The sequence below is a fragment of the Stenotrophomonas sp. genome (assembly GCF_032103445.1).
Classification (GTDB): domain Bacteria; phylum Pseudomonadota; class Gammaproteobacteria; order Xanthomonadales; family Xanthomonadaceae; genus Stenotrophomonas.
The window spans coordinates 1-7293 of the sequence record NZ_DAMDFR010000114.1; the positions used below are offsets into that span (position 1 = coordinate 1).

The following is a 7293-nucleotide window of genomic DNA, read 5'->3' on the forward strand; positions in this document are numbered from 1 at the left end:
TAGATTACGAGAAAATTCCACTTATGGCTGCTTCTATTCTGAGGGGGGATTACCCTTCGCCAGCGCCTTGGTGCTGAAGGTTTCGGATTCGCTGTGGACGAGCTGGCCATCGCGCTTGAGTCGTATCTGGGCTGTATACCCTGTTGACCCGTCTTTGCGACGTCTGCTGGTGATCGTTCCCATCGGTGCTACGGACTCCGCTGTGTAGCATCCAATGTAGCACTTAAGCCCCGAAAACGCCCGAAAACGCGCTAGAATGACCGACAATGCAAAGCGATAAAACTGCCGATAAATCAGTCGATAAGGCTGAAAAACAGCGCTACGCCGCTTCCGTCCGCCTCTCAGTTGCGCCGATGATGGATTGGACGGACCGCCATTGCCGCGTGTTCCACCGGCTGCTGGCCCCGGGTGCGCGGCTGTATACGGAAATGGTCCACGCCAACGCCGTCATCCACGGCGACCGCGAGCGCCTGCTGGGCTATGACGGCAGCGAGCACCCGCTGGCCCTGCAGCTGGGCGGCAGCGACCCGGAACTGCTGGCACAGGCCGCGCGCATCGCCCAGGACTGGGGCTACGACGAGGTCAACCTCAACTGCGGCTGCCCGTCCGACCGGGTCCAGGCCGGACGCTTCGGGGCCTGCCTGATGCGTGAGCCAACCTTGGTGTCTGAATGCGTCGCGGCGATGGTCGCGGCGGTGGACATTCCGGTCACGGTGAAATGCCGCCTGGGTGTCGATGACGACAACAGCTACGAAAACTTTGTGAATTTCGTCGATCAGTCGGCCAACGCCGGCAGCGCGATGTTCATCGTGCACGCCCGCAATGCCTGGCTGAAGGGCCTGTCGCCCAAGGAAAACCGCGAAGTGCCGCCGCTGCGCTACGAGTGGGCGCACCAGCTCAAGGCGGACCGCCCGCATCTGCCCATCGTGCTCAACGGAGGGCTGGCCTCGGTGGAGGCCTGCCAGGCCCAGCTGCCTGCGCTGGACGGGGTGATGCTGGGCCGTGCGGCCTATCACGACCCCTACGTGCTTCATCAGCTGGAAGCCGCCCAGACCGGCGCTCCGTTGCAGTCCCGCGAGGCGCTCCTGCGGGCCATGCGCCCGTACATCGAGGCCCAGCTGGAACGTGGCCTGGCCCTGAAGCACATCACCCGCCACCTGCTCGGCCTGTTCCACGGCCAGCCGGGCGGGCGCGCATTCCGTCAGGTGCTCAGCGAGGGCGCGCACCGTCCGGGCGCGAACTGGAGCCTGATCGAGCAGGCGCTGGAGATCACCCGCGCCCAGGCCGAACGGGTCGCGGCCTGACCTGAACCGGCGTGACCGCTGTCACGGCCGCCGCTTGATCCTTTTGGCGTTTTCCCGCTATGGTTCACTTAGATGAACGTAGCCACGGGGCACCCGGAAAAGTTCAGACCGGATTCACTGCGTAAAACCAAGAATTTGCAAAAGATTCGTAAAGCGCTGGCCCAACGCCCGCACTTCCCGATTCACAACTTTTGAACGTTTTGACGCCGTCCGCTAGGATCGAACCGATGCTCTTCGTGACCCGCCACCGCCGCCTTGCTGTCGCCGCCCTGCTGGCAACGGGTGCCGTCGCTGCTGTTGGCAGTGCCAGTGCCCAGGTGCCGCCGCCGGACCCGGCGCGGGCCGAGGCCATGCGGGCCGCGCGTAGTGCGCCGCAGGAGCGGTCGCTGTCCGACGCTGTGCGTCGGGTCCAGCGCACCACCGGTGGCCACATCCTGGGTGCGGAGCGGGTGCCGTTCGACGGGCGGGACATCAACCGCGTGAAATACATGGATGACCGGGGCCGCGTCCGCTACATGGACGACCCGGCGCAGCCACGTTCACAGCCCCGCACGCCCCGGTCGGATATGTCATCACTACGCGGCGATAACCCCTGAACAGGGATAGTTGGCCGTCAACAACGAAATCCACTGGCCCCAGGCCACACCCAGGACACTAGGGAGAGTTCATGCGTATCCTTCTGGTCGAAGACGAAGCCCCGCTGCGGGAAACACTGGCAGCCCGGCTCAAGCGCGAAGGCTTTGCCGTCGATGCTGCGCAGGACGGTGAGGAAGGTCTGTACATGGGCCGCGAAGTGCCGTTCGACGTCGGCATCATCGATCTGGGCCTGCCCAAGATGTCGGGCATGGAACTGATCAAGGCGCTGCGTGACGAAGGCAAGAAGTTCCCGGTGCTGATCCTCACCGCCCGTTCCAGCTGGCAGGACAAGGTGGAAGGCCTCAAGCAGGGCGCTGACGATTACCTCGTCAAGCCGTTCCATGTCGAAGAACTCCTCGCCCGCGTCAACGCGCTGCTGCGCCGCGCCGCTGGCTGGAGCAAGCCGACCCTGGAATGCGGCCCGGTTGCACTGGACCTTGCCGCACAGACGGTCAGCGTCAATGGCAGCAACGTGGACCTCACCAGCTACGAGTACAAGGTGCTGGAATACCTGATGATGCATGCCGGTGAACTGGTCTCCAAGGCCGACCTCACCGAACACATCTATCAGCAGGATTTCGACCGCGACTCGAACGTGCTGGAAGTGTTCATCGGCCGCCTGCGCAAGAAGCTGGACGCCGACGGCGAGCTCAAGCCGATTGAAACCGTGCGTGGCCGCGGTTACCGCTTCGCGATTCCGCGCACCAACGAAGGCTGAGATCCAACGTTGGCGATAGCATGATGTCCGGCCGTCTGTGGTTCTTCAAACGCTGGCGGCCGCGCTCACTGCAGGCTCGCCAGCTGCTGGCTGCCAGTGTGAGCCTGCTGGCCTTCCTGGCCATCGCAGGCTATGCGCTGGATGCTGCCTTCGCTGATACCGCCCGCGCCAACCTGCGCGAGCGGTTGAAGAACTACGCCACCGCGTATGCGGCCGGCATCGACTTCACCCGCGACCGCTCGCTGTACATCCGCGAACAGCCACCGGATCCGCGCTTCGACGTGCCCGGCAGTGGTCTGTACCTGCAGGTGGTGATGCCGGACGGCAAGGGCAACTCGATGTCCGCCGAAGGCCCGATGCTGCCCACCGTGGGCGGCGGCATCCTGGCTCCGCGCCAGGAAGTCTTTGAAGGCCCGCTGCCGATGATCCAGATCGACGGCAGCGAGGGCTCGGTGTACCGCTATGGCCTGGGCCTGGTGTGGGACGCCGACGCCGATCCCGCCACTGAATTCCCCTACACCATCTATGTGATGGAAGACTCGCGCGCGCTGGGTGCACAGCTGCGTGTGTTCCGTGGCCGGGTGTGGTTCTGGATGGGCGGTGCGGGGTTGATCCTGCTGCTGCTGCAGACCGTCATTCTGCAGTGGAGCCTGCGTCCGATGCGCCGGGTGATCACCGAGCTGACCAAAGTGCAGCGTGGTGAAACCGAGCGCATGAGCGAACGCCATCCGCGCGAGCTGGAGCCGCTGACCGACAGCATCAACGCGCTGATTGAAAGCGAACGCGAAAACCTGGAACGCCAGCGCAACACCCTGGCCGACCTCGCGCACAGCCTGAAAACCCCGTTGGCGGTGCTGCGCACGCAGCTCGACAGTGGCGCGCACGACCAGGACCTGCGCGAGGAATTCGACGTGCAGCTGCGGCGCATGAACAACCTGGTGTCCTACCAGCTGGCGCGCGCCGCTTCGTCCGGGCACAAGCTGTTCTCCGCGCCGCTGCCGATCGAATCCAATGCGGAAGAGATCGTGCGCGGGCTGGAGAAGGTGTACGCCAGCAAGGGCGTGCTGTGCGAATTCGATATCGACGAAGCCGCACGCTTCCATGGCGAGCCGGGAGACCTGCAGGAACTGCTGGGCAACCTGCTGGAAAACGCCTTCAAGTGGGCCAACCGCCGCGTGTTGCTGACGGCCAAGCCGCTCACCGCGCCGGGTGTGCGCCGTGCGGGCTTGTTGCTGTCGGTGGACGATGACGGGCCGGGCATCGCGCCCGACGACATCGCCAAGGTGCTGCAGCGTGGTGTGCGTGGCGACGAACGCGTGCAGGGCCATGGCATCGGCCTGTCGATCGTCCAGGACCTGATCAAGGATTACCGCGGCGAACTGCAGGTGAAGCGCTCGCCGGAACTGGGCGGCGCGCGGTTTGAAGTGAAGCTGCCGCCCGGGCCGTAGAGCGTGCCAACCAGGGGTTGGCACCTACCGGGTCAGCCGGGAAGGGCCGGCGGCTCTCCATAAAACCGTCGCAGGTGCGCGGCCACCGCCGGCATCTCCTTCGCCAACAGGTCCGGCGCGGAGAAGTGATACTCCGTCGCCACCGCGAAGAATTCATCCGGCGCTTCCGCCCCGTACGGGTCGATCACCGTCTCCTCGTCCGCATCCACCTGCGCGCACAGCGCATCGAACGCGGCCTGGAAATCCGCCGCCCATTGCTGCTGCCACTCGCGCGGCAGCGGCGGGGTGCCGTCCAGCACGCCATCCAGCATGTCGATGCGGTGCGCCATCTCATGCACCACCACGCAGGCCCCCTCATGCGGGTGCGCCAGCTCGGCCTGCACGTCGTGCCAGGACAGCAGCAGCGGCCCGGTGTGCGACACCTGGCCGATGGCATCTTCTTCCCACTCGTGCAGCACGCCGTCTTCGTCGACCTCGCTCTGCGGCACCACGAAGCCTTCCGGGTACACCAGCACCTGCGACCAGCCCTGCAGGCCGACCTCGCCCAGCTTCAACAGAGGCAGACAGCACAACGCCGCAATCAGCACGGCATCGCGTTCCTGCAGCTCTAGTCCACCCACCGGCGTGACGGTTTTGCCATGCAGAAAAGCCGCGCTCAGTTCGCGCAGCCGCGCCCGATCGGCGTCGGGCAGCCCACGCAGCCACGCGGTGCGCTGGCAGGTGTGTTGCCAATGTTCATCAGGAATGGGGCGCGGACCGGGCCGCAACCACTGCAGCAACGACTGGATCAGCGGAACATGCCCGGCAGGAAGCTGTGCCACTTCGGCGCACGCAGGCGCGGCAGCACGTCGTCGTCGCCACCGCCGCCGGTGCTGCCGGCCGGGGAGACGCTGGGCTTGTTGCTGGACGGTGCACTGTTGGCCGGCGGGTTGGCCGGCGTGGTGCGCTCGGCTTCCGCCGTCGAATACACACAGCCGCCCCGGCCCTGGTGGGTCAGCGCATCGGAAGCCTGCGCGGCCATCGGGGCCGTCAGCAGAAGCAGGCAATGGGCGAACAGGCGCATCGTCAACATCCGGTGGGGGCGGGTGGGGTAATTTTCGATTCTAGCCCGATTCTGGTCCCGGTTTGGAACCCCCGGCAGGCGCGGCCCGGCGCTTTCCCGCATAATTTTCCCGTTTCTCCGATGGACACCGCCGTGGACGACCGCCAACTGCTGGCCAAACTGAGTGCCGGGCGCTTGTCCGGCGACGCGCTGGCACGTGAGCTGGGCCAGACCCGCGCCGCAATCTGGAAGCGAATTCAAGGACTTAGAGCGGCCGGCATCGAGATCGACGGCCGCGCCGGTGACGGCTACCAGCTGCAGCAGCTGGTCGAACTGCTGGACGCGGCCACCATCACCGCCGGCCTGCCGGCTGCGCTGGCCCCCCTGCTGGACGACCTGCAGGTCGCCTGGAACGTCGGCTCCACCAACACCGAATTGTTGCGGTGCAGCGCGCCGCAGCGCGGCTCGGCTGTGCTGCTGGCCGAGCGCCAGACCAGCGGCCGCGGTCGCCGGGGCCGCGAATGGGCCTCGCCGCTGGCCGCGCACATCTACCTGTCGGTGCTGCGCGGGTTCGCCGGCGGGCTGTCGCGCCTGGGCGGGCTCAGCCTGGTTGCCGGCGTGGCCGTGGCCGAGGCGCTGCAGGCCCAGGGCGTGAAAGACGTGGCCCTGAAGTGGCCCAACGACATCGTGGTCAACGGGCACAAGCTGGGTGGCCTGCTGGTGGAGGGCGGCGGTGAGTTCGCCGGCCCGGCGCGGGCGGTGATCGGGCTGGGCATCAATGTGCGCATGCCGCCGGCATTCGCCGCGCAGATCACCCAGCCGTGGACCGACCTGACCACCCTGATGGGCGGCGAGGTCAGCCGCAACGCCGTCGTCACCGGGCTGCTGGCACATCTGCTGCCGGCGCTGGAGCTGTTCGAGCAGGACGGGCTGGCTCCGTTCCTGGCCCGCTACGCCGCGCTCGACAGCCTGGCTGGGCGCGCGGTGCGGGTGGAAGACGGCGGCACATTGCACGAAGGGCAGGCCCTGGGCCTGGCCGAGGATGGCGCGCTGCGCGTGCGCATCGAGGGCGTGGAGCGGGTGTTCCATGCCGGGGAAGTCAGCGTGAGGGCGCAATGAGCGACTGGTTGTTCGACCTGGGGAATTCCCGTTTCAAATTCGCGCCGCTGCAGGGCGTGCGCGCCGGTGACGTGCAGGCGTGGCCGCACGGCGCTGAAGCCATGCCGGCGCAGGAGATCGACAACCTGCCGTCCGGCGACATCGCCTACGTGGCCAGCGTGGCCGCGCCCGCACTCACCGCGGGCATGCAGGCGGTGCTGGCGCAGCGTTTCAGGCAGGTGCGGGTAGCCCGCACCGAGGCCGAATTCGCCGGCCTGCGCATCGCCTATGCCGACCCCGCGAAGTTCGGCGTGGACCGTTATCTGGCCCTGCTGGCCGTTGCCGACCGCCGCGAGCCGGTGGTGGTGGCGGGGGTGGGTACCGCGCTCACCATCGACCTGCTGGATGGGCAGGGCCAGCACCACGGCGGACGCATCGCCGCATCGCCGACCACCATGCGCGAAGCCCTGCACGCACGTGCGGTGCAGTTGCCCGCCAGCGGTGGGCAGTACAGCGAGTTCGCCAACGACACCGCCGACGCGCTGGCGTCCGGCTGCGACGGTGCCGCGGTGGCGCTGATTGAACGCAGCCGCGAACGCGCGGCCGAGGTGCTGGGCACCAGGCCCGCACTGCTGGTCCACGGCGGCGGCGCGCCGGCCCTGATGCCGTTACTGCCCGATGCGCAGTTCCACCCCGCACTGGTGCTGGACGGCCTCGCGCGCTGGGCCGTGCATCAGCCACCGGCGGCACGGTAGGATCGAGCGCATGCTGACCCGTGCCCTGATCGTCGTTCTGGCCATTCTCAATGTAGGTGTCGCGCTGTGGTGGATGCTGCGCGGCGAACCCGTGCCCGCCCCGGTGGAAGCGCCCGCCGGCGTCGCCCGCCTGCAGTTCCTGGATACGCCACCCGCTGCAGCTGCGGCACCTGTAGCGGCCACGACGGACGCCGCCACGACGGCACCGCTGACCGACGCCACGGCCGCAGCCCGTGCAGCAGCGCCTGCTTCCGGCACCACACCCGTCGCAGCGCCCGCAGCCGATCAGGCT

At 67.3% G+C, this 7293-nt stretch carries 8 protein-coding genes and 1 pseudogene; 7 read left to right on the top strand and 2 right to left on the bottom strand.

The features are described 5' to 3' along the window. Window positions 1-266 precede the first annotated feature (266 nt). The 4 genes from dusA (at window position 267) to RT551_RS20860 (ending at window position 4106) form a co-directional block, all read left to right on the top strand. The gene (gene dusA, locus RT551_RS20845) at window positions 267-1304 is read left to right on the top strand and encodes a tRNA dihydrouridine(20/20a) synthase DusA (RefSeq protein WP_313462032.1); all 1038 of its coding nucleotides are present in this window, start codon (window positions 267-269) and stop codon (window positions 1302-1304) included. Window positions 1305-1531: 227 nt separating this feature from the next. Next, the gene (locus tag RT551_RS20850) at window positions 1532-1900 is read left to right on the top strand and encodes a hypothetical protein (protein ID WP_311193457.1); all 369 of its coding nucleotides are present in this window, start codon (window positions 1532-1534) and stop codon (window positions 1898-1900) included. Window positions 1901-1971: 71 nt separating this feature from the next. Further along, window positions 1972-2658 carry a response regulator transcription factor gene (locus RT551_RS20855; RefSeq protein WP_260341714.1) on the top strand — a complete coding sequence of 229 codons (687 nt, stop codon included), beginning with the start codon at window positions 1972-1974 and terminating at the stop codon, window positions 2656-2658. A 23-nt stretch (window positions 2659-2681) separates the two neighbouring features. Continuing rightward, on the top strand, window positions 2682-4106 hold the full coding sequence (locus tag RT551_RS20860; protein ID WP_260341715.1) for a sensor histidine kinase: 1425 nt from the start codon (window positions 2682-2684) through the stop codon (window positions 4104-4106). A 32-nt stretch (window positions 4107-4138) separates the two neighbouring features. On the opposite strand, the gene RT551_RS20865 is transcribed toward RT551_RS20860, so the two are convergent. Further along, window positions 4139-4927 (bottom strand): zinc-dependent peptidase, encoded by a 789-nt coding sequence (locus tag RT551_RS20865; protein ID WP_313462039.1) that lies wholly within the window; start codon window positions 4925-4927, stop codon window positions 4139-4141. Beyond that, window positions 4894-5169 (bottom strand): hypothetical protein, encoded by a 276-nt coding sequence (locus RT551_RS20870; RefSeq protein WP_311193460.1) that lies wholly within the window; start codon window positions 5167-5169, stop codon window positions 4894-4896. Before RT551_RS20870 ends, RT551_RS20865 begins: the two co-directional genes overlap by 34 nt. A gap of 120 nt (window positions 5170-5289) precedes the next feature. On the opposite strand from RT551_RS20870, the gene birA reads away from it, so the two are divergent. The 3 genes and pseudogenes from birA to RT551_RS20885 form a co-directional block, all read left to right on the top strand. After that, window positions 5290-6267, top strand: a complete 978-nt coding sequence (birA, locus tag RT551_RS20875; protein ID WP_313462042.1) for a bifunctional biotin--[acetyl-CoA-carboxylase] ligase/biotin operon repressor BirA — start codon at window positions 5290-5292, stop codon at window positions 6265-6267. Beyond that, complete coding sequence (locus tag RT551_RS20880; protein ID WP_313462045.1) at window positions 6264-7001, top strand: type III pantothenate kinase; 738 nt, start codon at window positions 6264-6266, stop codon at window positions 6999-7001. Before birA ends, RT551_RS20880 begins: the two co-directional genes overlap by 4 nt. A 10-nt stretch (window positions 7002-7011) precedes the next feature. Continuing rightward, window positions 7012-7293, top strand: a pseudogene (locus RT551_RS20885) (SPOR domain-containing protein); the annotation flags it as partial.